The sequence below is a fragment of the Streptomyces sp. NPDC048603 genome (genome assembly GCF_043199475.1).
Taxonomy (GTDB): Bacteria; Actinomycetota; Actinomycetes; order Streptomycetales; family Streptomycetaceae; genus Streptomyces.
In genome coordinates this window covers 96,733-120,245 of record NZ_JBICVY010000015.1, presented here as the reverse complement: position 1 = coordinate 120,245, position 23,513 = coordinate 96,733, and the positions used below count along the sequence as shown (strand labels likewise).

The 23,513-nt window shown below is 74.3% G+C and carries 18 protein-coding genes; 11 read left to right on the top strand and 7 right to left on the bottom strand.

The window, feature by feature from the left end; translation table 11 throughout:
• The first annotated feature begins 14 nt into the window (after nt 1-14).
• Both ACGFQ9_RS31780 and ACGFQ9_RS31775 read left to right on the top strand, forming a co-directional pair.
• Nucleotides 15-1,238, top strand: a complete 1,224-nt coding sequence (locus tag ACGFQ9_RS31780) for an MFS transporter (RefSeq protein ID WP_393578626.1) — start codon at nt 15-17, stop codon at nt 1,236-1,238.
• Nucleotides 1,239-1,340: 102 nt separating this feature from the next.
• Complete coding sequence (locus ACGFQ9_RS31775) at nt 1,341-2,729, top strand: uracil-xanthine permease family protein (RefSeq protein ID WP_393578624.1); 1,389 nt, start codon at nt 1,341-1,343, stop codon at nt 2,727-2,729.
• A 239-nt stretch (nt 2,730-2,968) separates the two neighbouring features.
• Here the strand turns inward: ACGFQ9_RS31775 and ACGFQ9_RS31770 are convergent, their stop codons facing one another.
• A complete protein-coding gene (locus tag ACGFQ9_RS31770; protein ID WP_393578623.1) occupies nt 2,969-3,868 on the bottom strand; it encodes an aminoglycoside phosphotransferase family protein in 900 nt (299 codons plus the stop codon).
• 264 nt (nt 3,869-4,132) lie between these two features.
• Here ACGFQ9_RS31770 and ACGFQ9_RS31765 point away from each other — a divergent pair, with 264 nt between their 5' ends.
• Nucleotides 4,133-4,834 (top strand): DUF5995 family protein, encoded by a 702-nt coding sequence (locus ACGFQ9_RS31765; protein ID WP_393578621.1) that lies wholly within the window; start codon nt 4,133-4,135, stop codon nt 4,832-4,834.
• Between the two features lie 174 nt (nt 4,835-5,008).
• Here the strand turns inward: ACGFQ9_RS31765 and ACGFQ9_RS31760 are convergent, their stop codons facing one another.
• The 4 genes from ACGFQ9_RS31760 to ACGFQ9_RS31745 form a co-directional block, all read right to left on the bottom strand.
• A complete protein-coding gene (locus ACGFQ9_RS31760) occupies nt 5,009-6,715 on the bottom strand; it encodes a flavin monoamine oxidase family protein (protein ID WP_393578619.1) in 1,707 nt (568 codons plus the stop codon).
• 101 nt (nt 6,716-6,816) lie between these two features.
• Nucleotides 6,817-7,623 carry a carbon-nitrogen hydrolase family protein gene (locus ACGFQ9_RS31755; RefSeq protein ID WP_393578617.1) on the bottom strand — a complete coding sequence of 269 codons (807 nt, stop codon included), beginning with the start codon at nt 7,621-7,623 and terminating at the stop codon, nt 6,817-6,819.
• 1,014 nt (nt 7,624-8,637) lie between these two features.
• On the bottom strand, nt 8,638-9,093 hold the full coding sequence (locus ACGFQ9_RS31750; RefSeq protein ID WP_030027017.1) for an Lrp/AsnC family transcriptional regulator: 456 nt from the start codon (nt 9,091-9,093) through the stop codon (nt 8,638-8,640).
• A 10-nt stretch (nt 9,094-9,103) separates the two neighbouring features.
• Nucleotides 9,104-10,567: an amino acid permease gene (locus ACGFQ9_RS31745; protein WP_393578616.1), complete on the bottom strand. Its 1,464-nt coding sequence runs from the start codon at nt 10,565-10,567 to the stop codon at nt 9,104-9,106.
• 480 nt (nt 10,568-11,047) lie between these two features.
• Here ACGFQ9_RS31745 and ACGFQ9_RS31740 point away from each other — a divergent pair, with 480 nt between their 5' ends.
• The 8 genes from ACGFQ9_RS31740 to ACGFQ9_RS31705 all read left to right on the top strand — a co-directional run bounded on the left by ACGFQ9_RS31740 (nt 11,048) and on the right by ACGFQ9_RS31705 (nt 20,960).
• Nucleotides 11,048-11,233 carry an SDR family oxidoreductase gene (locus tag ACGFQ9_RS31740; protein ID WP_393578615.1) on the top strand — a complete coding sequence of 62 codons (186 nt, stop codon included), beginning with the start codon at nt 11,048-11,050 and terminating at the stop codon, nt 11,231-11,233.
• Nucleotides 11,230-12,234 (top strand): GDSL-type esterase/lipase family protein, encoded by a 1,005-nt coding sequence (locus ACGFQ9_RS31735; protein WP_393578614.1) that lies wholly within the window; start codon nt 11,230-11,232, stop codon nt 12,232-12,234. Before ACGFQ9_RS31740 ends, ACGFQ9_RS31735 begins: the two co-directional genes overlap by 4 nt.
• A gap of 113 nt (nt 12,235-12,347) precedes the next feature.
• Nucleotides 12,348-13,274: an SCO0930 family lipoprotein gene (locus ACGFQ9_RS31730; protein WP_393578613.1), complete on the top strand. Its 927-nt coding sequence runs from the start codon at nt 12,348-12,350 to the stop codon at nt 13,272-13,274.
• A 66-nt stretch (nt 13,275-13,340) separates the two neighbouring features.
• Nucleotides 13,341-14,279 (top strand): LytR/AlgR family response regulator transcription factor, encoded by a 939-nt coding sequence (locus ACGFQ9_RS31725; protein WP_393578612.1) that lies wholly within the window; start codon nt 13,341-13,343, stop codon nt 14,277-14,279.
• Nucleotides 14,280-14,609: 330 nt separating this feature from the next.
• Nucleotides 14,610-14,885 carry a hypothetical protein gene (locus ACGFQ9_RS31720; protein WP_393578610.1) on the top strand — a complete coding sequence of 92 codons (276 nt, stop codon included), beginning with the start codon at nt 14,610-14,612 and terminating at the stop codon, nt 14,883-14,885.
• Between the two features lie 108 nt (nt 14,886-14,993).
• Entirely contained in the window at nt 14,994-16,805 is a 1,812-nt protein-coding gene (locus ACGFQ9_RS31715) for a cation acetate symporter (protein WP_393578608.1), read from the top strand.
• Complete coding sequence (locus tag ACGFQ9_RS31710) at nt 16,802-18,007, top strand: histidine kinase (RefSeq protein WP_393578607.1); 1,206 nt, start codon at nt 16,802-16,804, stop codon at nt 18,005-18,007. Before ACGFQ9_RS31715 ends, ACGFQ9_RS31710 begins: the two co-directional genes overlap by 4 nt.
• Before the next feature lie 187 nt (nt 18,008-18,194).
• Entirely contained in the window at nt 18,195-20,960 is a 2,766-nt protein-coding gene (locus ACGFQ9_RS31705) for an ATP-binding protein (RefSeq protein ID WP_393578605.1), read from the top strand.
• Here the strand turns inward: ACGFQ9_RS31705 and ACGFQ9_RS31700 are convergent.
• Together ACGFQ9_RS31700 and ACGFQ9_RS31695 are read right to left on the bottom strand one after the other, a co-directional pair.
• Nucleotides 20,885-21,475: a sigma-70 family RNA polymerase sigma factor gene (locus ACGFQ9_RS31700; protein ID WP_393578603.1), complete on the bottom strand. Its 591-nt coding sequence runs from the start codon at nt 21,473-21,475 to the stop codon at nt 20,885-20,887. The genes ACGFQ9_RS31705 and ACGFQ9_RS31700 overlap by 76 nt on opposite strands.
• A 442-nt stretch (nt 21,476-21,917) precedes the next feature.
• A complete protein-coding gene (locus tag ACGFQ9_RS31695; RefSeq protein ID WP_393578740.1) occupies nt 21,918-23,369 on the bottom strand; it encodes a GuaB1 family IMP dehydrogenase-related protein in 1,452 nt (483 codons plus the stop codon).
• Nucleotides 23,370-23,513 lie beyond the last annotated feature (144 nt).

The following is a 23,513-nucleotide window of genomic DNA, read 5'->3' as shown; positions in this document are numbered from 1 at the left end:
ATAATTTACCGCGCATGACGCCAACGACCGGGGAAACCGACCTCACGCCGCGGCGGCTGCGCCGCGCCCGCCGCTCCGTGGCCGCCGTCTTCTGTGTGCACGGCGCCGTCACCGGCAGCCTGGCCACCCGCATCCCGTGGATCCAGGAGCACACCGGGCTCGGCGCCGGCAGCCTGGGGCTGGCCCTGGCCTTCCCGGCGATCGGCGCCGCACTCGCGATGCCGCTCGCCGGGCGGGTCAACCACCGGCTCGGTGCCCGCACCGCGCTGCGCGTGCTGCTGGTGCTGTGGACCCTGTCGCTGACCCTGCCGAGCCTGGCCCCCGGCCTGCTCGCGCTCTGCGCGGCCCTGCTGTTCTACGGCGCCACCGCCGGGATGTCGGACGTGGCCATGAACGCGCTGGGCGTGGAGACCGAGAACCGGCTGGGCCGCTCGATCATGTCCTCGCTGCACGGGATGTGGAGCGTGGGCGCGCTGCTCGGCGCCGCGGCCGGGACGCTCGCCGCGCACGCCGGCACCGATGCCCGGCTGCACCACCTGGTCGCCGCCCTGCTGCTGACGGCGGCCGGGCTGGTCGCCGTACGCGGAGTGCTGGACCTGCGCAGCGCGGCGGACGAGGAGGCTCCGCCGCACTTCGCGCTGCCGCCGAGGTCGGCCCTGCTGATCGGGGCGGTGGGCTTCTGTGCGGTGTTCGCCGAGGGGGCGAGCCTGGACTGGTCGGCGGTCTACCTGCGGGACGTGCTGGACGCGGACGCGGGACTGGCGGCCGCCTCGACGACGGCGTTCGCGCTGACCATGGCGGTGGCACGGCTGGCCGGGGACCGGGTGGTGGACCGGTTCGGCGCGGTGCGCACGGTCCGGGCGGGCGGGGCACTGGCCGGGGCCGGGGGGCTGCTGGTGGTGCTCGTACGGCATCCCGCGGGCGCGCTGGCCGGGTTCGGGCTGCTGGGGCTGGGCATCGCGGTGGTGGTCCCGCTGGCCTTCGCGGCGGCGGGCCGCAGCGGTCCGGCTCCGGCGCAGGCGATCGCCGGGGTCGCGACGATCACGTACACGGCGGGGCTGATCGCGCCGTCGGCGATCGGGGCGGTGGCCGACGCGAGCTCGCTGGTGGTGTCGTTCACGCTGGTGACGGCGCTGGCGTTCGCGCTGGTGCCCGGGGCCCGGGTGCTGCGACCGCGGAAGGCCGGTTCCGGCACCACGTCGGCGGAACAGGACGAACCGTCAGCAATCCAGCCGTAAACTGACCGCCGGCCGTGGCGCCGACCGTGCTGCGGCGGCGGGAGGGCGGCCCTCCCGTCCTTCCCACTCACCGGCCGGCGAAACGGCGGAACGGAGCAGCACATGGGCCTCGGCGTGCGCTGGACCCTGCACGGCGACGGGCGGACCCCCGCCCCCGGAGCCGTCGTACGGCCCGACGAGCGGCTCTCGTGGCCGCGTACCGCCGGGCTCGGCGCGCAGCACGTGGTGGCCATGTTCGGCGCGAGCTTCGTCGCGCCGGTGCTGATGGGCCTGGACCCGAACCTGGCCATCATGATGTCCGGCATCGCGACGATGGTCTTCCTGCTCGCGACCCGCGGCAGGATCCCTTCCTACCTGGGCTGTTCGCTGTCCTTCGTGGGGGTCGCGGCCGCGATCCGGGCGAGCGGAGGGGACAGCGCGGTGGTCACCGGCGCGGTGTTCACGGTGGGCGCGGCGCTCTTCCTGGCCGGCCTGGCCGTGCAGCGGTTCGGGGCCCGGATCATCCACGCCGCGATGCCTCCGGTGGTCACCGGCGCGGTGGTGATGCTGATCGGCTTCAACCTGGCGCCGGTGACGGCCTCGACGTACTGGCCCCAGGACCAGTGGACGGCGCTGCTGGTGATGCTGTTCACCGGGCTGGCGGTGGTCTGCCTGCGGGGCTTCTGGTCACGGATCGCGATCTTCCTCGGGCTGCTCTTCGGATACGGCATCTCCTGGGTCTTCGACCGTGTCTTCGGGATGATCCACTCCCCCGCGGGCGGTACGGAGGCGGTGGACCACTGGCGGCTGGACCTGTCGGGGGTGGGCGAGGCGGACTGGATCGGCCTCCCTTCCCTCCACACCCCGGTCTTCGAGTGGTCGGCGGTCCTGGTCGCGCTGCCCGTGGTGATCGCGCTGGTGGCGGAGAACGCCGGCCATGTGAAGGCGGTGGGCGAGATGACGGGGGACGCCCTGGACGACAGGCTGGGCACGGCGATCGCGGCGGACGGCGCGGCCTCGATGCTGTCCACGGCCGTGGGCGGCCCGCCGAACACCACCTACTCCGAGAACATCGGGGTGATGGCGGCCACCCGGGTGTACTCGACCGCCGCGTACTGGGCGGCCGCCTGCTTCGCGCTCCTCTTCGGCCTGTGCCCGAAGTTCGGCGCGGTGGTGGCGGCGATCCCGGGCGGGGTGCTCGGCGGCATCACGGTCATCCTCTACGGAATGATCGGCCTGCTCGGCGCGCAGATCTGGATCAACGGCGGTGTGGACCTGCGCAATCCCCTCAACCTGGTGCCGGCCGCGGCGGGCATCATCATCGGCGTGGGCAACGTCAGCCTGGAGTTCACCGAGAACTTCCAGCTGAGCGGGATCGCGCTCGGCACGATCGTGGTCATCACCGGCTACCACGCACTGCGCTTCTTCGCCCCGGCCCACCTCAGGGAGCAGGAGCCCCTGCTGGATGAGGGCACCTCGGCCTACGACGAGGAGCGGCTCGGCGGCGAGTGACCTGAGTCAGAGATCCGTCGCGGGTCGGGTACGAGTCGTCCGGGTCCGAAGGTTCCCCGGTCCGGAAGCAACGAACGTTCAACTGCGGGAGCAGTCCGCAGGACGGTCGGCGATGTGACGCTCGCAGATCGCCCGGTACGCCGGGAAGCGCAGGGCGCCTGGTTCATGACGGCTACCCCGCAACGATCCGGAAGAGCCGGCCTGGGGGCTCCTCCGGGCCGCTCGCCCGCACCGGCTGCTCAGCCGATCAGAGCCTCGGTGATCTGCCGGGTGGTCTGCGCGGCAACCCGCGGGTTGTCCGCGGCGTAGGAGGTGTAGGCGTTCAGACCGGTGGCCAGCGCCCAGCCGCGGCCGCGGGCCCAGGTGGCGTCGTCCACGCCGAGCGCGGCCCGGAAGACGGCCCGGCTGCCGGCCGACATCAGGGTGAACGCGATCGTCAGGTCGCAGGCCGGGTCGCCGATGCCGAGCCCGCCGAAGTCGATGACCGCGCTGAGGCGGCCGTCGACGGTCAGCAGGTTGCCGGTGTGGAAGTCGCCGTGGAACCACACCGGAGAGCGGTCCCATCCCGGTGCGCCGAGCGCCGTGTCCCAGAGGCCGGCCATGGCCGCCCGGTCGAACACGCCGCCGACCTCGGCGATGGCGGCGCGCGTCGCGCGGTCCCGGTCGGCCAGTGACCCGGCGGTGAGTTCACTGCGCGCGCCCCCGACGGGGAAGTCCTCGGGTACGAACTGCTGGAGGGCGGTCAGGAACTCCGCCAGTTCGGCCGCTGCCCGGGACGAGCCGGCCAGTGCCTCGGCACTGGCAGCCTCGCCGTCCAGCCATCGGGAGACCGCCCACGGCCACGGATAGCCCGCGCCGGGATCACCCACGCCCACCGGCACGGGGATGGCCAGGGGCAGGTGCGGGGCGAGCCGGGGCAGCCACTCGGCCTCCTTCTCGGCCTGCCCGATGGCCCCGGCGTGGCGGGGCAGCCGGACGGACAGTTCCTCGCCCAGCCGGTAGATCACATGGTCCGAGCCGGCCGGGTCGAGCAGCCTGAGCGGCAGGTCGGCCCATTGCGGGAACTGCGCATCGACCAGACGTCTGGCGAGTGCGGCATCGATCACGGGGAAGGGATCGCGGGTCCTCCCGGTTGCCAAGAGCAGCTCCTGCGGCCGGCCCGCTCCGTCCGGCGGGCAGTCAGGAACCATCACAGTGCTTCGCGGGCTCTTCTGTCGATCGTTTTTCCCCGCTCACATGACCGGGCCGGGCGGCCAGGACCCGGGACTCCGACCGCCGTTCGCCCAAACCGGCGAAGATTGCGGCCGGTTCGCGCGGTACCGCGATGCGACCTGGCAACCTGCCGGGCAAGGGGCCGGCGTGCTGCGCCGTACACGACTCCGGGGACGGTTCGGGAGGGGACGATGGAAGCGGTACTCGCGCGGATGCACGAACTGGACCGGGCGCTGCCCGCCCACGACGGCGTGGCGGTGTTCAACCGGGTCTATCTGACGGTCACCGAAACCCTGCACGGCCGGATCGGGGGCGGGGACTTCCCGGACCGGCGCCGGGCCGGGGACCTGACCGTGCGGTTCGCCCGGCGCTATCTCGCAGCGGTGGAGTCCGCGGCCGAGGGCGGTCGGAGTCCGGCCTGCTGGCGGCCGCTGTTCCAGTACCGGCGGCACCCCGGAGTGCGTCCGCTGCAGTACGCGCTGGCGGGGATCAACGCGCACATCGGGCATGACCTGGCGCTGGCGGTGGTGGACACCTGCCGGGCGCTGGGCCTGCGCCCGGTGGACCTGGAGGGTGACTTCGACCGGGTCGGGGACACCCTGATCGCCCTGGAGGAGCGGATCCGCGAGGACCTGATGCCCGGCCCGGACCTGCTGGAGGTCGCGGACCCGGTCACCCACCTCCTCGGCTCGTGGAGCCTGCAGCGGGCCCGCGACGGCGCCTGGGCGGCGGCCCGCCTGCTGTGGACCCTGCGCCGGACACCCGACCTGGCCGAGGAGTTCACCGAGTCCCTGGACTCCGGCGTCGGCCTGGTGGGCCGCTGCCTGCTGACCCCGCTGGCCGTCCCCCACCCGCGTCTCCCCGCCCGGGCGGCCGTGGCCTGGCGCGGGTGACCGGCTTCGAGACCCGCCGGCGATCGGACGGGATCCGGCGCCGGACCGGGCGGTGAACCCGGCGCATGAGAACGGGCCGTCACCGCGCTCAGGGGAGTGGCGCGGTGACGGCCCGGGTTCACGGGGACCGTCCGGGAAGGACGGTCCGTGAGGGATCCGCCGGATCCGGGAGGGTCAGTCCTCGGGGAGTTCGACCGGGGCGATCTCGTCGTAGACGTCGCCCGGGCCCGGGTTCGAGGCGTCGGTGGAGCCGCCCAGGTGGTGCATGACGCCCCACACGGCGTTCAGCGCCGTCTGGATCGCGCCCTCGGCCCAGCCGGCCGTCCAGGAGATGTCGTCGCCGGCGAGGAAGATGCCCCGCTTGTCCTCCGGCAGGCTGTCCTGCATGAAGTGCGTGAACAGGCGGCGCTGGTAGCGGTAGTGGCCGGGCAGGTTCGCCTTGAACGCGCCCATGAAGTAGGGCTCGTTCTCCCAGGAGACCGTCACCGGGTTGCCGATGATGTGGCGGCGGATGTCGACCTTCGGGTAGATCTCGCCGAGGGACTTCAGCATGACCTCCATCCGCTCGTTCGCGGACAGCGGCAGCCACTTCAGGCTGTCGTCGCACCAGGTGTACGACAGGCAGATGACGGCCGGCTGGTCCGGGCCGTTGTCCAGCAGGTAGGTGCCGCGGGTCATCCGGTCGGTGAGCGTCATCGACATGACGTCGCGGCCGGTCTCCTCGTCCTTGTCCAGCCAGAACGGCCGGTCCACCGGGATGAAGAGCTTGCTGGACTCCATGTAGTGGGTGCGCTCGATCGCCGTCCAGTGGTCGATCGGGAACAGCGAGTCGTCGCACTGGATCTTCGACAGCAGCATCCAGGACTGCGCGGTGAAGATCGCGGCGCGGTAGGTGCGGATGTCGCCGGAGGCGTCGGTGACGGTGATCCGGTTGCCGGCGGTGCGGTGCAGACGGGTCACGGCCGGGCGCGGGGCGCCGTCGTGGAGGGAGGCCAGCGAGGTGCCCTGCGCCCAGTGGACGATCTTCTCCGGCTCGCGCTCCCACAGGCGCAGCGGCAGCTGCTGGGAGCCGCCGACGATGCCGCGGTGGTGGTCGTCCGCCTCGGTGTAGACGACGCGGAGGATCTCCAGGATGGAGTTCGGGAAGTCGGTGTCCCAGCCGCCGGTTCCGAAGCCGACCTGGCCGAAGATCTCGCGGTGGCGGAAGGACTTGAACGACTCGGAGTCGCAGAGGAAGCCGTAGAAGGTCTGGTTGTCGAGCTTCTCGACGAGCTTGGCCCAGATCTCGCGGATGCGCGGGACGTCGCGCTCGCGCATGGCCTGGTTCATGTCGGAGAAGTCCGCGCCCTCTTCCAGGCACGCGTTCCACGCGGCGGCGACGTCGCGGTAGACCTGCGGGAGGTCGGCGATGGTCTCGGCGTAGTGGGACTCGCCCTTGAGGTCGACGACCGTGGAGGGGGTGGCCTCGGCGAGCGGGTTCGGGAAGGGCTGCGTCTGCAGGCCGACCAGGTCGATGTAGTGCTGGAGCGCCGTGGAGGAGGGCGGGAAGCGCATGGCGCCCATCTCCGCGGTGAGGCCCTCGGCCTCCGGGCCCTCGAAGCCGACGGTGCGGAGCCGGCCGCCGATCTGGTCGGCCTCGTAGACGACGGGCTTGAGGCCCATCTTCATCAGCTCGTAGGCGGAGACGATGCCGGAGAGGCCGCCGCCGATGATCGCGACCTCGGTGCCGAGCTCGGTCGCCGGTATCTGGCCCAGGCCCGCGGGGTGGGCGAGGAAGTCGTCGTAGGCGTACGGGAAGTCCGGGCCGAACATGGTGATCGGCGGCATCGGCGGCTGTCCGTCGCTGTGCGGGACGGCGGTGGTGGGCACCGTGGACGTCATGGGGTACGTCTCCTTGCGGGCAGGGCTCAGGGGGTGGAGCGGGGGCGGGGCGGGGGCGCGGGGCGCCGGGCGCGGGGAGCGGGGCGCCGGCGCTGGGTGGGTCAGATCAGGGAGGCGTACAGGCCGGGACGGCGGTCGCGCAGGTACGGGTTGTTCTCCCGGGAGGCGGCGAGGCGCTCGGGGTCGACCTCTCCGAACACCATCTCCTCGCCGCGGCCGGCGCGGGTCCGGGTGGTGCCGTCGGGGCTCGCCAGGCAGCTGAGGCCGACGAACTCGAACTCGCCTTCCGGGCCTGTGCGGTTGACGTACGCGATGTACATCTGGTTCTCGAAGGCCCGGACGGGGACCAGCTGCTCGGCGACGAACTGGAACGGGTGCATCTGGGCGGTGGGCACCAGGAGGAGGTCGGTGCCGGCGAGCGCGTGGGCGCGGACGTTCTCGGGGAACTCCACGTCGTAGCAGATCATGATGCCGATGCGGAGGCCCGCGTAGTCCGCCTGGACGACCGGGGTGTCGCCGGGGGTGAAGGCGTCCTGCTCGAAGCAGCCGAAGAGGTGGGTCTTGCGGTAGTTCGCGAGCGGGGTGCCGTCGGGGCCGATCAGCTGGGCCGAGTTGTAGACGGTGCCGGTCGCGGCGTCCTTCTCCGGGTAGCCGTAGAGGACGGCCAGGCCGTGGCGGCGGGCGGTCTCGCCGATGGCGCGGGCGGACATGCCGTCCGCCTGCTCGGCGAGGCGCGCGATCTCCTCGACCTCCAGGGCGTAGCCGGTGAGGAACATCTCGGAGGTCACGAGGAGCCCGGCCCCCGCCTGTGCGGCGCGCTCGGCCGCCTCGTCGAGCGCCTTCAGGTTCTCGGCGACGTCGCCGAGCCGGCCGGAGCTCTGAAGGAGGGCGGTGCGCAGCGGGGGCATGGGCGTACCTCTGTGGAAGGTGGGGTGGGTGGGATGCGGTGCTATGACCGTACGTTTTGCCGTCCGGCGGGTACAAGGCGCGACCGTTGCGTGCCGATGAGCGATTCGTTGCGCGTTTTGGCGGTGCCGCGGCGATTCGTTGCGCGGGCTGTCCGTCCGGCCCGGTCTCTGCGGGGTGCTGCCCCGGCCCTGCCCCTGGTGGGTCGGCTTCCGGCCGGGCGGCGATTCGTTGCGCACTCCCCCGGTCCGGCCCGGGCTTGCACGATAACCCGCGCGGGGCTCTGCGGGGGCCGTGCCGGCGCCGGCCGACGGTACGTCGCTCCGACCGGCGGTGCGGGTCGGGCCCCGGCCCGGGTGGTGCCCGTCCTGAGCTCCAGCCCGGCGGTGCGGGACTGCGGTCCCAGGGCCCGCCGGGTGCCCGTGCGGGGCTTCGGCCCGGCGGTGCGGGGCTGCGCTGCGGCGCTGCCGCCCCGGGCTCGGCGGGGCTCCGTGCGGAGGCTCCGGCCCGGCGGCCGGCCGCTCGGGCTGCGGGCCCGGCCGGCTCTGCGTGCCCAGGCGGCCTTCGCGGGGCGATGTCCCCACCCCGCCCCCTTCCCGAAACCGGGGCTCCGCCCCGGACCCCGCGCCCCGGGGCGGGCAGGCCGTGCCGGGCCTGCGGACCGGCTGTGGCTGGTCGCGCAGTTCCCCGCGCCCCTGGGCAGCACACCATCGGCCGGCTACGGCCGGCGACCGGGATCCCGGGGCGGAGCCCGGGAGGGGCGCGAGCGTAGCTCCATGGCGGCCCGGGCGGAGCCCCACCGGGGTCCGGGGCGCAGGCCCGAGGGGGTCCGGGGCGAGGGGCGGGGCGGGGTGGGGGCAGGCTCCGCTCAGCGGGAACCGGTGGGGAGGTGCCCCGGGGCGCCCGGGGGCCGGCAGTCCGGCGGGGGCGGGGCTTCGCCCCGGCAACCCCGGGCCGGGGCGGGGTGAGCCCCGGGAGGATTCCGCGGGGGCACGCCGGGGCCCGGGGCCCGGGGGTTATGCCGGGGCGCCGGAGGTGAAGCGGCGGAGGAGGGGGGACAGGACCAGGACCGACTTGGTGCGTTCCACGAACGGCTCGCCCGCGATCCGCTCCAGCACCCGCTCGAAGTGCCGCATGTCGGAGGCGAAGATCTGGACGAGGGCGTCCGCGTCGCCCGTGACGGTCGACGCGGACACCACCTCGGGGTACCGCTCCAGGCCGCGCCGGATGTCGTCCGGCGAGGTGTTGTGCCGACAGTAGATCTCGATGAAGCCCTCGGTCTCCCAGCCCATCGCGGCCGGGTCCACCCGGACCGTGAAGCCGGTGATGGCACCTTCGGCCCGGAGCCTGTCCACGCGCCGCTTCACGGCGGGCGCGGACAGGCCGACCTCGGAGCCGATGTCCGCGTAGGAGCGGCGGGCGTCCTCGGCGAGGGCGTGCACGATGCGTTCGTCGAGATCGTTCAGTCGCACGGGGGGTGGGTCACTTCTCTGTCGGTACCTCGGCCGCGGCCACCGCCAGGGTGGAGCGGCGCATTCCGTAGAAGAAGTAGATCACGAGTCCGACCACCATCCAGCCACCGAAGGCGATCCAGGTCGGCATCGGCAGCTCCCACATCAGGTAGCCACAGAAGGCGAAGCCGAGGATCGGGGTGACCGGGAACAGGGCGACCCTGAAGGTGCGCGGCATGTCCGGGCGGGTGTAGCGGAGGATGACCACGGCCACGTTGACCAGCGCGAAGGCGAAGAGGGTGCCGATGCTGGTGGCGTTGGCGAGCTCGTCCAGCGGGATGAACGCGCCCAGTGCGCCGCAGAACAGGCAGACGATGATCGTGTTGGCGCGCGGGGTGCCGGTCTTCTCGTCGACCCTGGCGAAGACCTTGGGGATCAGGCCGTCGCGGGACATCGCGAAGAGCACGCGGGTCTGGCCGTAGAGGACGGCGAAGACGACGCTGGCGATGGCGATCACGGCGCCGGCCGCGAGGACCACGCTCCAGAAGCTGTGGCCGGTGACGTCCTCCATGATCTGCGCGAGCGCGGCCTCGCTGCCCTCGAACTTCTGCCACGGCATGGCGCCGACGGCGACGAAGGCGACCAGGCAGTACAGGCCGGTGACGATCAGCAGCGAGAGCATGATCGCGCGGGGCAGGTCCTTCTTGGGGTTCTTCGCCTCCTCGCCGGCCGTGGAGGCGGCGTCGAAGCCGATGTAGGAGAAGAACAGCATGGAGGCGGCGGTGCTGATGGCGGTGATGCCGAGCGGGGCCAGCGGGGTGTAGTTGCCGGCCTTGATGCCCATGAAGCCGATCACGCAGAACAGCACCAGGGTGACGATCTTGACGCCGACCATGATCGAGTTGACCCGGGCGCTCTCCTTGGCGCCGCGCAGCAGGAAGACCATGCAGAGCAGGACCACGACCAGGGCCGGCATGTTGATGTAGCCGCCCTCGCCCATCGGCGCGGAGAAGGTCTCGGGAATGGTGATCCCGATGGTGCCGTCGAGCAGCTCGTTGAGGTACTCGCCCCAGCCGACGGCCACGGCCGCCACCGAGACGCCGTACTCCAGGACCAGGCACCAGCCGCAGATCCAGGCGATGAACTCGCCCATGGTGGCGTACGAGTACGAGTACGAGGAGCCGGAGACCGGGATGGAGCCGGCCAGCTCGGCGTAGGACAGCGCCGAGAAGAGGGCGGTCAGGCCCGCGAGGATGAAGGCGATCCAGACGGCCGGACCGGCCACCGGGGTGGCCGCGCCGAGGACGACGAAGATGCCGGTGCCCAGGGTGGCACCGATGCTGATCATGGTCAGCTGCCACATGGTGAGGGAGCGCTTGAGCGCACCGCCCTCGCCCTGGCCGGCCTCTTCGACGAGGCGCTCGACCGGCTTGCGGCGGAGCAGCGGATTGACAGGCCGCGCGGTGAGCGGTGGCGCCTGGCCGTGGTCCAGCACGAGGGGACTCCTTCTGACACTGCGGATCGGGGGTTACGGCGTCGACCGCAGCGAGTCCGAGCAGGAGCACAGGACCTGGACAGGTGTGCAGGGCGGACAGCCGGGGAGGCGGTCGCGCCACTCCACGTACGGGGAGTGAGCCTAGGGGGTGAGGGTTCCCGCCCGTAATGCACCATCCTTGCAGATTCGCGCACGATCGTTGCGCGGATCCGTCCGGGATGGTCGTTCGTTGCACGCGGACGTTCGATCAGTGCGCCGGTCACCCTGAGCAACCTTTCTTGACACTTCGTCAGATTTGCCGCAGCGTGCCCTCCCATGGACCTGGACGCGCTCCATGGGATCGACGCGCCGGAGCCCCGGCACGGAGCTCGTCCGGCCGGCCGACCGGAGGGGCCTCCGTGCCGTGCGGGCGGTCCCGGCCGACCGGCGCCCCGCTGCACGCCGCCTACGGCGCCCCCAAGGCGGGCCCCTGTCTCGCCGGTGGGCTCCGCCGCGGTGGAACCGGGCCCGCGCGGGGTACGGGTCAACGCGGTGGCGCCGGGCCTGGTACGGACCCCGCGGGCCGTCGCCCTGCCCGGTGCGGCAGGACGGCGGCGCAACGCGGAGAACGCTCCGTCCGGCCGGGTCGCGGAGACCAGGGACACGACGATCGGAGGCGCCGAGTGACCCACGGCGAAGGGTGGCTGGATCCGGGACCGTACCTGCGCGGGGTGGCCTGGCTGGACGGGGAGCGGCCGGTCCGCGCCGACCCGGCCGACACCATGCGGCTGCCCTGGGACACCGGGGAGCGGGCCACCCTGCCCATCGGCGTACGGCTGGAGTTCGGCGCGGACACGGCGCACGCCGTGGAGATCCGCTACCGGGCGACCGTCCCCGGCCCGACGGACGCGCTGCGCGACCTCGCGCACGGGTTCGCGCTGTGGAACCGGGACGGGCTGCTGGACGAGGTGTTCACCGAGCCGGCCGCCGAGGCCGTCGTACGCATCGGCCTGCCGCCGGGCCGCGGGCCCTACACCGTCCACCCGCCGGAGGGCCAGGCCCCGCGGCTGCTCGCCCTGCGCGGGATAGGCGGCCCGCTCGCCCCGGGGCCCGCCGCCCCGCGCTGGGTGGTGCACGGCGACTCGATCACCGAGGGCTGGTGGTCCACCCGGCCCGCGCACGGCTGGCCCGCGGTGGCCGGGCGGACCCTGGGCTGGGACACCGTCAACCTCGGCTACGCGGGCGCCGCGCGCGGCGAACTCGCCACCGCGCAACAGCTCGCCGGCCTGCCGGCCGACGTGCTCACCCTCGCCTTCGGCACCAACTGCTGGTCGCGGGTGCCGTATTCGGCCCCGCTGCTGTACGAGACCACCCGCGCCTTCCTGGACCTGGTCCGGTGGGGACATCCGAGCACCCCGCTGCTGCTGGTCTCGCCGGTGCTGCGGCCGGACGCCGAACGCGTGCCCAACCAACTGGGCGCCACCCTGGGCGCGTTGCGGGACGCGATGGAACGGGCGGTGAGGGACCGGATCGCGGCCGGCGACGGCCGGCTGGCCCTGCTGCCCGGGCGGGACCTGCTGGGCCCCGAGCACCTGGCCGACGGTCTGCACCCGAACGACGCCGGACACGAGATCCTGGGCCTGTCTGTGGCCACGGCCCTGCGGCGGTCCGGGTTCAGCCCGGGGTGAGTGAACCTCCCCACACCGGCACCCGTGAACAGATCCGGTCCGGCGGGGCGTGTTGTCCACACAGTTGCCCGCCCCCTGCGGCGGCGACACGGACACACGTGGGAGAGATCAACATGGGGACGAAGCGCGGAACTTCCCTGGCGGCCGTCGCTCTGGCCGTCGTCCTGGCGGCGACGGCATGCGGCACCAAGGAGGACAAGGCCGGCGCGTCCAACGCGGCCGCGGCCGGAGCCGCGGCACCGGCCCAGGCGTCCGCCTCGGCACCTGCCGCGAGCGGCAAGGCGGGACCCGCCGGCGAGCTGAAGACCGTGCAGAACGAGACGATCGGCGCCCTGCTGACCGACAGCGCCGGTTTCACCCTCTACCGCTTCGACCCGGACACGGCGAAGCCCCCGAAGGCCACCTGCGAGGGCGACTGCGCCAAGGCGTGGCCCCCGGTCCCGGCGGGCGACGTGAAGGCCGCCCAGGGCCAGGACCCGTCGCTGATCGGCGAGGTCGTGCGCGGCGACGGCAGCAAGCAGCTGACGGTCGGCGGCTGGCCGGCCTACCGCTTCGCCAAGGACGCCGCGCCGGGTGACACCAAGGGACAGGGCGTCGGCGGGACCTGGTTCGCGCTCGCGGCCGACGGCAAGAAGGCCTCGAAGGCGCCGGCCGGGGGCGGCGGGACCGTGCCGGCCGGCCAGCCGGGGCTGTCGGTCCGCAAGGACCCCAAGCTGGGCGACCACATCATCGACAAGAACGGCATGACGGTCTACCGGTTCAAGCCGGACACGGCGTGGCCGATGGTCTCCAAGTGCACCGGTGACTGCCTGGCGAAGTGGCCGGTGGTCGCGCCGGTGGACAAGGCCGACACCAAGGGCATCACCGACCGCAACTACCTCGTACTGGACCGGCCGGACGGCAAGAAGCAGCAGACGGTGGACTGCTGGCCGGTCTACACCTTCGCCGGGGACAAGAAGCCCGGCGACACCAACGGGCAGGGCGTCGGCGGCACCTGGTACGCGGTGTCCCCCGAGGGCAAGCTCATCACGGTCAAGTGAACGGTCGGGCAGGGAGCGCGGCGGCTTCCCTGTCGGTCCGGCGGAGCGCTCCCTAGACTCCGTGGCATGGTGCGCGTACTGGCGGTCGACGACGAGAAGCCGCTCCTTGAGGAGCTGCTGTACCTGCTGCGGTCGGACCCGCGGGTGCACAGTGCCGAGGGGGCCTCGGACGCCACGGAGGCGCTGCGCCGGATCACCCGGGCGCTGGAGTCCGGGCCGGACGGCCCGGACGGCATCGACGCCGTGTTCCTGGACATCCACATGGCGGGGCTGACCGGGCTGGACATCGCCCGGCTGCTGGCCGGGTTCGCCCGGCCGCCACTGGTGGTGTTCGTGACCGCCCACGAGGGGTTCGCGGTGCAGGCTTTCGATCTGAAGGCGGTGGACTACGTCCTCAAGCCGGTCCGCCCGGAGCGGCTCGCGGAGGCGGTGCGCCGGGTCCGCGACCAGTTGGGACGGGTCCCCGATCCGGCCGGGGCGCCCGCGCCGGCGGTGCCCGTGCCCCCGGCACCCGTGCCGCCCTTGCCCGTGCCGCCGCGGGTCCCCCCGCAGGTGGCGGCGCGGGGACCTGCCCCGATGCCGGAGCAGGTCCCGGCACCGGGGCAGGGGATACGCGGCGGGGTGGCCTTCCGCCCGGGGGCCGGCCCCGAGGCCGTCGTCCCGGAGCGGACGCCGGAGCAGATCGCGGTCGAACTGGGCGGGGTGACCCGCTTCGTGGCGATCGCCGACATCGCGTACGTCGAGGCACAGGGGGACTACGCCCGGCTGTACACGGACGAGGGCAGCCACCTGGTGCGCATCCCGCTGTCCACCCTGGAGGAGCGGTGGGCCGCGCGCGGGTTCGTCCGCATCCACCGGCGGCACCTGGTGGCGCTGGGCCGGATCGACGAGCTGCGGCTGGACGCGGGCACCACCAGCGTCCGGGTGGGCTCGGCGGAACTGCAGGTCAGCCGGCGGCACGCCCGGGAGCTGCGGGACCTGCTGATGCGTCAGGCGACGGGCTGAGGAACGGCCCGGCACGGGGCGGGCGGGCACGGCACGGGATGGGCCGGCCCGGACCGGCACGGACCGGCCCGGGCGGACACGGACCGGGCCGGCGCCGCGGGCCGTACCAGGGCACCGCCCGTCGCGGGAACCGGCCGGCCGTACGCGGAAACCCGCCGCGGGCATGCGCCGGACGGCCGGTGCGCCGCTCGGCGCAGCCGGGGACCGTTCGTCGCGCGCGCGGGGGCGTACGGCGCTCCGCCGGACCGTCGGCCGTACCCGGACCGCCGATCCGGCCGCCGCCCGCCCGGCCGCCCGTATCGTGGATCCGCCGGGCGCGGGAGGAGCGATATGTCCGAAATCCAGGCGCTGCTCGACGAACTGGCGGCACTGCCCCGGACCGGTCCGGCCGGACCGGCTGAGGCCGAGGCCCTGGTGGCCCGCCTCCGCAGCGCGGCCGCCCGGTGGGCCGAGGTGCTGTACGAGGCGGACGGAGCGGCCCGCCTGCACCTTCCGCCGCGGGCCGAGGCGGCCCTGCGGCTGGCCTTCCGCCGGGCCGAGGAGTCGTACGTGGAGCTGGAGATCGCCCTCCGCGACTGCGCGGAGAACCGGGACGCCGTCGGATAGCGCCCCGGCCCGGCGGCTCTCCGGCGCCCCTGACGTGGCCTGGCAGCCGCTGTTGCGCGTACCGGCGGCTGCGTAGACTCCGGGCGTCCCCTGCCCGAAGGATCGCCGGTGAATCAGACGTACGCGCTGACCGCTGTCACCGTCGTCGTCCTCGCCACCGTCCTGGTCGGCGCGCTGGGACTGCGGATCTCCCGGACCACCTCCGACTTCTACGTCGCCTCCCGCACCGTCGGGCCGCGCCTGAACGCGGCGGCGATCAGCGGCGAGTACCTGTCGGCCGCCTCCTTCCTCGGGGTGGCCGGGCTGGTACTGCTGCAGGGGCCGGAGATGCTCTGGTACCCGGTGGGCTACACGGCCGGCTACCTGGTGCTGCTGGTCCTGGTCGCGGCGCCGCTGCGCCGCTCCGGCGCCTACACGCTGCCCGACTTCGCCGAGGCCCGGCTGGAGTCGCAGGCGGTGCGCCGGATCGCGGTGCTGTTCGTGATCGGGGTCGGCTGGCTGTACCTGCTGCCGCAGCTGCAGGGCGCCGGGCTGACGCTGGCGATCCTGACCGGCGCCCCGCACTGGGCGGGCGGGCTGGTCGTGGCCGTCGTCGTGACCGCCGCGGTGGCCGCCGGGGGGATGCGCAGCATCACCTTCGTCCAGGCGTTCCAGTACTGGCTGAAGCTGACCGCCCTGCTGGTCCCCGCCTTCTTCCTGGTGGCGGCCTGGGCCGGGGACGGGGCGCCGCGCGCCTCGTTCGACGCCGGGGCGGTGTTCCGCGAGCACACCGACGTACGGATCGCCGAGGACGTGCGGGTCTCGCTCGACGCGCCGCTGACCCTCGGGGTGACCGGCGAGGTGGACGGCCGGCGGTACGACCGGCAGCCGGTGACCCTGGGCACCGGGCAGCACAACGTGCGGGCGGGCGCCCATCTGGTGTTCCTGCCGGACACTCCGGTGCCGGACACCCGGTCCGAGGTGGGCATGGGGGTGTCCAGCTGGTCCGAGCCGCTGTCCGGGGACCGGGCCGAGCTGCGGCTGTACGCCACGTACGGGCTGATCCTCGCCACGTTCCTCGGCACGATGGGGCTGCCCCATGTGGCGGTCCGCTTCTACACCAGCCCGAACGGGCGGGCCGCCCGGCGCACCACGCTGACCGTGCTCGGGCTGGTCGGCGCGTTCTACCTGCTGCCGCCGGTGTACGGGGCGCTCAGCCGGATCTACGCCCCCGAACTCGCGCTGACCGGGGACGCGGACGCGGCCGTGCTGGTGCTCCCGGAGCGGATGCTGGGCGGGCCGGCGGGCGATCTGCTGGGGGCGCTGCTGGCGGGCGGGGCGTTCGCGGCGTTCCTGTCGACGGCCTCGGGGCTGACCATGGCGGTGGCGGGGGTGCTGCACCAGGACGTGCTGCCGGCCTCCCCCGCCGCGGGGATGCGGAGCTTCAGGTTCGCGGTGGTGGTGGCGATGCTGGTGCCGCTGGGCGGCAGCCTGGCCGCCACGGACGTGCCGGTGGCGGACGCGGTGGGGCTGGCGTTCGCAGTGTCGGCGTCCTCGTTCTGCCCGCTGCTGGTGCTGGGCATCTGGTGGCGCGGGCTGACCCCGCCGGGGGCGGTGGCCGGGCTGGTGACCGGTGGCGGGGCGGCGCTGACCGCGGTGCTGGCCACCCGGGCGGGGCTGGTGCGGCCGGGCTGGGTGCACGCGCTGCTGGCGTGGCCGGCCGTCTGGTCGGTGCCGCTCGGCTTCGTGACGATGATCGTGGTCTCGCTGGCCACGCGCCGCCGGATACCCCCGGGGACGGCGGCCGTCCTGGCCCGGCTGCACCTGCCGGAGGACGTGGCTGTCCAGCCGGGGGCGGGGCGGGCGGGAAGCGGGCGGGCGGCACCGGGACGGCCGGGAACGCGGCGGACGGCACCGGGACGGGCGGGAGGGGAACGATGACCGCGGTCACGGTCGCCGCGCTGTGCGCGGCGAGCACGCTGCTGCTCGGCACCGGATACGTCCTGGGCCGGTGGCGGGCGGGCCGCGCCGGACGGGCCGGCCTGGAGCTCGGCACTCCGGTGGAGCGGGCCACCTTCCACACCCTGCACACGGCCTCGCTGGCCGCTCCCCCGCTGCGCGCCGGACTCACCGAGGACACGGCCCGCAAGGCCGCCCGGCGGCTGCGCTCGCTGCTGGGCACGGAGGCGCTCTGTCTGACGGACCGCGAGTCGGTGCTGGCCTGGGACGGGCCGGGGGCCGACCACCACGAGCGGCGGGCGATGCAGCGGGTGCTGCAGATGCTGGACTCGGGGCGCAGTGCCAGTGTGCGGACCGAGTGCCAGCGGCCGGACTGTCCGCTGAAGTGGGCCGTGGTCGCCCCGCTGACCGGCGAGGACGGGATCGTGGGCGCGCTGGTGGCGTACGGGTCGCGGGAGTCGGCGGTGCTGGTGCGGGCGGCCACGGAGGTGGCGCGCTGGGTGTCCGTGCAGCTGGAGCTGTCGGAGCTGGACCGGTCGCGGACCCGGCTGATGGAGGCGGAGATCAAGGCGCTGCGCGCGCAGATCTCGCCGCACTTCATCTTCAACTCCCTCGCCGCGATCGCCTCGTTCGTACGGACCGATCCGGAGCGGGCGCGGGACCTGCTGCTGGAGTTCGCAGACTTCACCCGCTACTCGTTCCGCCGGCACGGCGAGTTCACCACGCTCGCCGAGGAGCTGCGGTCGATCGAGCAGTATCTGGCGCTGGCCGGTGCCCGGTTCGGGGAACGGCTGAAGGTGACCCTCCAGGTGGCCCCGGAGGTGCTGCCGGTGGCGCTGCCCTTCCTGTGCCTGCAGCCGCTCGTGGAGAACGCGGTCAAGCACGGGCTGGAGGACTCCACCCAGGAGTGCCGGATCACCATCGCGGCCCGGGACGCGGGCTCCGAGGCGGTGCTGACCATCGAGGACAACGGGGTGGGGATGGACCCGGCGGTGCTCCGCCGCATCCTGGCCGGCGAACGGCCCGGCTCGGCCTCGGGCATCGGCCTGCCGAACGTGGACGAGCGGATGCGGCAGGTCTACGGCGACGAGTACGGCCTGGTCATCGAGACCGGTGTGGGGGCCGGCATGAAGATCACCGTCCGGATCCCCAAGTACCGGGCCGGAGTGCACTCCCAGCGGTAGCGCACGCCGGGGACGACCGGACCGTACCGGACGATCGAAGGGGACGGCGTCCCGGTGCGAGGCGCGGGTCGAGCGGGGCGCATTGTGCCCCGCGGAACGGCTTGAACCGGTCCGGGCGCGGGGACGTGAGAAGTACAGGGGTCCACCTGCCCTGGGCGATGGCCATCGAGTAGGGGAGAGCACCGGCGTGCGGGTCGGGCGTGATCAACACCTTCGTGCGGTACGGGAATCGGTGCGCGGCGCGGCGGAGGGCGGCGGAGCCTGCCTGATCGTCGAGGGCGAGCCGGGATCCGGGCGGACCTCACTTGCCTCGGAGCTGGTGGCGGAGGCCGGGAGGCTGGGCTGCGCGGTACGGTCCGGGGCGGCCGCGGGGCCGCCGGACGGGCCGCCGCTGCAGGCCGCGCTGGACTGCCTGTACCCGGACGGGAGCGACCGGTCGGCGGCGGACGCCCGGGCGGCCGCGGGCCTGCTGCTCCGCGACACCGTGCCCCGCTGGGCGGCGCTGCCCGCTGCCCTCGACGCCCTGGTCGCGGACGTGGAGCGGTGGTGCGCCGAGGGGCCGCTGGTGCTGGTCCTGGACGACCTGCACACCGCCGACCGGGCGACGCTGCAGCTGTGGCAGCGGCTCGCTCGCACGGCGGCGGGCAGCCGGCTGCCGCTGCTGCTGGCCGCCACCCGCTGCCGGGTGCCGCGCCGGCCCGAGGCGGACCTGCTGTGCGCCGCGCTCGGCCGGCTCGGTGCCCGCACGCTCCGCCTGGAGCCACTGGACGATCAGGAGACGGCCCGCGCGGTGCGGGAGCAGCTGGGCGCCCCGCCGGGGCCCCGGCTGCGCGAGGCGGCCCGGCTGTCCGGGGGGAACCCGCGGTGGCTGCGGGAGCTGTTGCGGCACTGGTCCGCGCGGGGGGTGCTGACCGTCGACGACCTGACCGCCGAACTCGCCTGCCCGGTGGAGGAGTTACCCGAACCTCCGGGTTCGGTGGTGCACCGCCTCCGCGGCCGCCTCGGACCCGATCCGTACACGACGCTCCGTCATGCCGCCCTGCTGGGCGCGGAGTTCACCGCGCGCGAGCTGGCGCTCGTACGCGGCACGCCGGTGGGAGAGCTGCTCGCCGGACTGGAGGAACCCTTCGCCGCGGAACTGCTCGACGGGACCGGGGAGGGCCTGCGGTTCCGGCACCCGGTGGTCCGGCAGGCCCTGTACGCCGACGTGCCGGGGGCGTTGCGGGCCGCACTGCACCAGGACGCCGCGGGGGCCCTGGCCCGGGCCGGACAGCCGCCCGCCCGGGTCGCCGCGCAGCTGCTGGGCGGCGGCGCGCTGGAGCCGTGGGCGCTCCGCTGGCTGGCGGACCACGGACCGGCCGTGGTCGCCGCCGCCCCCGGGCCCGGAACCGAGCTGCTGGAGCGGGCCATCGCGCAGACCCGTACGTCCGGCCCCGCGGACCGGGAGGGCCACGCGGCGGAGCGCGCCGGCGTCCGCGCCGGGGCCGGGTGGCCGGACCCGGCGGCCCCGGCCGGGGCGGCGGACGCCACGGACCCGGCCGACCCGGCCGACCCGCTGGTCCTGGAGGAGCACCTCGCGGACGCCGCGCTGCTGCTGCGCAGGCCCGGGGCGGTGGAACGGCTGGCGCTGCTCCGGGACCGGGCCCGGCACCCGGACCGGCGGGCCGGGCTGGCCGTCCGGCTGGTCGCGGCGCTGACCGACGGCGGTGACCCGGCAGCGGCCCTGGTGGTGGCGGAGGGCGCGCTGGACGAGGACTTCCCCTGCGCGGCGACCCGGCTGCGGCTGGAGGCCCGGGTCGCGGAGTTCCGCTTCCACCTCGGCCACTGGGACGCGGCGCTGACCGCCTGCGCCCGGGCGGAGCCGCTGTGGCCCGCGGACCCCTGGCTGCCGGTGACCCTGCACGGGCTGCGGGCGCTGCTCCTGGGGCACCGGGACGAGCGGGCCGCGGCGGAGGCCGAGCTGGCCCGGGCGGAGGCCGCCTGGGCCCGGGCGGAGGCCGCCTGGGCCCGGGCGGAGGCCGCCTGGGCCCGGGCGGAGGCCGCCTGGGCCCGGATGGAGGCCGAGCGGGCACGCTCCGGCACGGACCGGGCGCCGGAGGGGGACCGGTGGCCGCGGGAGTCGGGGTCCGGCCGGACCTGGCCGGCGTACACCCTGCTGGCGCGCTCGCTGCTGGCCGAGCGGGACGGCCTGATCACCGTGGCCCTCGACGCGTTGCGGCCCGCGCTGTCCGAGCCGTGCGGCGGATCCGGCGGGGCGGAGGAGGAAGCCGGGGCGTTCGGCGACGAACGGCCCTGGGTGCTCTCCGAGATCGTGCGGCTGGCCCTGGAGGCCGGGGAGCCGCACACGGCACGGGCGGCGGTGGCGGCCTGCGTCGGGATCGCCCGGGACTGCCCGGACCGGCCCGGGACCGCCATGGCCCTGCTGCGCGGGCGCGGCCTGTTCGGACAGGACCCGCGGCTGCTGGCGCAGGCGGCGGCGCACGGAGCGGACGAGGCCCGCCCGCTCCGGCGGGGCCAGATCCTGGAGGACCTCGCGGTGGCCCAGGCCTGGCACGGCGACCTCGCCGGCGCGCGGGCGTCGCTGGCCCGGGCGGCGGCCGCGTACGAGGAACCGGGCGCGCACTGGGACCTCGTACGGGCCGAGGCGCGGCTGCGCCGGCTCGGGGTGCGCCGGAGCAGCCGTGGCGCCCGCCGCCGGCCGGCCAGCGGCTGGGACGCGCTGACCCCGGCCGAGCTGAAGGTGGCTCTGCTCGTCGCGGAGGGCCGGTCCAATCCGGAGATCGCGTCCGCGCTGTTCCTGTCCCGCCGGACGGTGCAGACCCATGTGTCGCACATCCTGGGCAAACTGCAGGTGCGGTCGCGGGCCCTGGTGGCCGCTCAGGCGGCGGGCCGGGCGCAGGCCGGGACCGGTCCGGCGGACCGGAACGGCGTGACCGGCCCGGTCGGCCCGTAGCCGGGGAGGACGTCCCGCAGGGCGCGCAGGGCGTAGTGCGTACGGGACTTGACGGTGCCGCAGGGAATGCCGAGGGCCTGGCCGGCCTCGGCCACGGAGGCCCCGCGGAAGTAGATCTGCACCAGTACCTCGCGGTGGTCCCGGCTGAGCCGGCGCAGCGCGTCCCGTACGTCGAGGACGGCCACGGAGGTGTCCGTGCCGTCGTCGGCGTGCCGGGAGTGCTCCAGCGCGTCGGGGCCTACCTCGGACGGCCGCACCAGGCGGGCCCGGCGGGCGTCGATGGCCAGCCGGCGGGCGACGGTGAACAGCCACGGCCGCATGGACTCGTGCGCGCTCTCCAGTGCCTCCGGGTGCCGCCAGGCACGGACGAGGGTCTCCTGCACGAGGTCCTCGGCGCGCTGCCGGTCGCCATAGGTCAGCCCCAGCAGGAATCCGTAGAGGGCCTTGCCGTGTTCGCGCTGGAGGCGGGCGAGGGCGTGCTCGTCGGTGCGGCGCGTGGGGGTGTGGGTCGTCACCGGGTCACTCCTCCGGACGTCGGCGGGGGTCGATGTCCAGAGCGTGGCGGAGCAGGTGCACCGGGTGATCCGCCAAGTGGCGGATAACTGCGAGGGCACGGCCGGACGGGCGAGCGGCTCCCCGGCGCGCGACGGCCGGTACGACAACCGGTCGGGCGGCACCCCACTGGTTCACCACGGAACCCCAAAGTCCACCCCAAGGCCGCAGGCGGCACCGCTGCGCAGCTCACACCACCGTGTGGGCAGGCGTGCCGCAGGGCGGCACGGGTGGGCACACGGCACACCGGCCCGCGCCGGACGCGCAGCGTGTCCCCAGCCCCGACCCCGCTCAAGCGCCGTACCCGCCCCCCGAAACGCACCAAGGGCCCCGGCGCACCCCCCTGGGAGGGGAGACGCACCGGGGCCCCGGCGACACAGCCCGGCAGAACCCGAGCGGAGCGGACTAGCTCCAGCTGGCGTGCAGCGGCTTGCCCTCCGCGTACCCCGCCGCCGACTGGATGCCGACCACCGCACGCTCCTCGAACTCCGCCAGCGACCCCGCGCCCGCGTAGGTGCAGGAGGAGCGGACGCCCGCGATGATCGAGTCGATCAGGTCCTCGACGCCCGGCCGGGCCGGGTCGAGGAACATCCGCGAGGTCGAGATGCCCTCCTCGAACAGCCCCTTGCGGGCCCGGTCGTAGGACGACTCCTCGCTGGTGCGGTTCTGCACGGCGCGCGCGGAGGCCATGCCGAAGGACTCCTTGTACCAGCGGCCGTCGGCGGTCTGCTGCAGGTCGCCCGGGGACTCGTAGGTGCCCGCGAACCAGGAGCCGATCATCACGTTGGACGCGCCGGCGGCCAGCGCCATGGCGACGTCGCGCGGGTGACGGACACCGCCGTCGGCCCACACGTGCTTGCCGTACTTCTTCGCCTCGGCGGCGCACTCCAGCACCGCGGAGAACTGCGGCCGGCCGACACCGGTCATCATGCGGGTGGTGCACATGGCGCCGGGGCCCACACCGACCTTGATGATGTCCGCGCCGGCCTCGATGAGGTCGCGCACGCCCTCGGCGGCGACGATGTTGCCCGCGACGATCGGGACCTTCGGGTCGAGCGCCCGGACGGCCTTGATCGCGCTGATCATCGACTCCTGGTGGCCGTGCGCGGTGTCGATCACGAGCGTGTCCACGCCCGCGTCGAGCAGCTGCTTGGCCTTGCCCACGTAGTCGCCGTTGATGCCGACGGCGGCGGCGATCCGCAGGCCGCCCTTGGCGTCCACGGCCGGGGTGTACAGGGTGGCGCGGAGCGCGCCCTTGCGGGTCAGGATGCCGACGAGCCGGCCGTCCTTGTCGACCGCCGGGGCCAGCTTGCGGTGGCCGGCGTCGAGGGTGGTGAACGCCTCGCGGGGGTCGATGTCGGCGTCGATGAGCAGCAGCTCCTTCGACATGACCTCGGAGAGCTGGGTGAAGCGGTCCACGCCGGTCAGGTCGTGCTCGGTGATCACGCCGACCGGGCGGTTGTCGGCGTCCACGACGACGCCGGCGCCGTGGGCCCGCTTGGGCAGCAGGGCCAGCGCGTCGGCCACGGTCTGGGTGGGCGCCAGGGTGATCGGGGTGTCGAGCACGTGGTGGCGGGTCTTCACCCAGGAGATCACGTCGGTGACGACGTCGATCGGGATGTCCTGGGGAATGACCACCATGCCGCCGCGGCGGGCCACGGTCTCGGCCATGCGGCGGCCTGCGATGGCGGTCATGTTGGCCACGACGAGGGGGATGGTCGTCCCGGTGCCGTCGGGCGAGGAGAGGTCGACGCCCTGGCGGGAACCCACCGCGGAGCGGCTCGGCACCATGAATACGTCGTCGTACGTGAGGTCGTACGGCGGCTTCAGGTCATTGAGGAAACGCACGTGCTCTATCCCAGTCGTTCGTTGGTGACCCTCGGACAGGGCAGCCGAGGAAAACGCACGTACTTCATTCTCCCATGTCCTGGGGTTTACGCGGCCCCAGCCGATCCTCCGACACATTTCGGGCCGGTTGGTGTCTTCCTACGTCGCGAGGGG

Coding starts and splice junctions, on each gene's coding strand:
- ACGFQ9_RS31765 (WP_393578621.1), top strand. CDS start 4,133: ATGGAAGCGGTACTCGCGCGGATGCACGAACTGGACCGGGCGCTGCCC.
- ACGFQ9_RS31710 (WP_393578607.1), top strand. CDS start 16,802: ATGACCGCGGTCACGGTCGCCGCGCTGTGCGCGGCGAGCACGCTGCTG.
- ACGFQ9_RS31725 (WP_393578612.1), top strand. CDS start 13,341: ATGGTGCGCGTACTGGCGGTCGACGACGAGAAGCCGCTCCTTGAGGAG.
- ACGFQ9_RS31775 (WP_393578624.1), top strand. CDS start 1,341: ATGGGCCTCGGCGTGCGCTGGACCCTGCACGGCGACGGGCGGACCCCC.
- ACGFQ9_RS31720 (WP_393578610.1), top strand. CDS start 14,610: ATGTCCGAAATCCAGGCGCTGCTCGACGAACTGGCGGCACTGCCCCGG.
- ACGFQ9_RS31755 (WP_393578617.1), bottom strand. CDS start 7,623: ATGCCCCCGCTGCGCACCGCCCTCCTTCAGAGCTCCGGCCGGCTCGGC.
- ACGFQ9_RS31730 (WP_393578613.1), top strand. CDS start 12,348: ATGGGGACGAAGCGCGGAACTTCCCTGGCGGCCGTCGCTCTGGCCGTC.
- ACGFQ9_RS31760 (WP_393578619.1), bottom strand. CDS start 6,715: ATGACGTCCACGGTGCCCACCACCGCCGTCCCGCACAGCGACGGACAG.
- ACGFQ9_RS31780 (WP_393578626.1), top strand. CDS start 15: ATGACGCCAACGACCGGGGAAACCGACCTCACGCCGCGGCGGCTGCGC.